This is a genomic window from Janthinobacterium sp. GW823-FHT03B06 (genome assembly GCF_058796955.1).
Genome location: NZ_JBXAJE010000022.1, coordinates 1 through 995 on the forward strand (window position 1 = coordinate 1; position 995 = coordinate 995).

Annotated in this window: 1 rRNA gene; it reads left to right on the forward strand. The window is 51.5% G+C overall.

The features are described 5' to 3' along the window. Positions 1-995 (forward strand): 23S ribosomal RNA (locus AC1RBA_RS27905); the annotation flags it as partial.

Here is a 995-nt window from a genome sequence, read left to right on the forward strand (position 1 = left end):
ATAGGGAAGCCGTAGAGAAATCGAGTCCGAATAGGGCGATCAGTCGCTGGGTGTAGACCCGAAACCAAGTGATCTACTCATGGCCAGGATGAAGGTGCGGTAACACGCCCTGGAGGTCCGAACCCACTAATGTTGAAAAATTAGGGGATGAGCTGTGGGTAGGGGTGAAAGGCTAAACAAACTTGGAAATAGCTGGTTCTCTCCGAAAACTATTTAGGTAGTGCCTCAAGTATCACCATCGGGGGTAGAGCACTGTTATGGCTAGGGGGTCATTGCGACTTACCAAACCATTGCAAACTCCGAATACCGATGAGTGCGAGCTTGGGAGACAGACGTCGGGTGCTAACGTCCGGCGTCAAGAGGGAAACAACCCAGACCGCCAGCTAAGGTCCCAAAGATTGGCTAAGTGGAAAACGAAGTGGGAAGGCTAAAACAGTCAGGATGTTGGCTTAGAAGCAGCCATCATTTAAAGAAAGCGTAATAGCTCACTGATCGAGTCGTCCTGCGCGGAAGATGTAACGGGGCTAAGCCAGTCACCGAAGCTGCGGATATCCTTTATTGGATATGGTAGGAGAGCGTTCTGTAAGCCTGCGAAGGTGTCTTGTAAAGGATGCTGGAGGTATCAGAAGTGCGAATGCTGACATGAGTAGCGATAATGGGGGTGAAAAGCCTCCACGCCGTAAGCCCAAGGTTTCCTGTTCAACGTTCATCGGAGCAGGGTGAGTCGGCCCCTAAGGCGAGGCAGAGATGCGTAGCTGATGGGAAGCAGGTTAATATTCCTGCACCGTCGTATGATGCGATGGGGGGACGGATCGCGGAAGGTTGTCTGACTGTTGGAATAGTCAGTTTCTGTCTCATAGAAGGCGCTTAGGCAAATCCGGGCGCGGAATTCAAGGGGATGGGACGAGTGAACTTGTTCACGAAGCAATCGGAAGTGGTTCCAAGAAAAGCCTCTAAGCTTCAGTCATACGAGACCGTACCGCAAACCGACACAG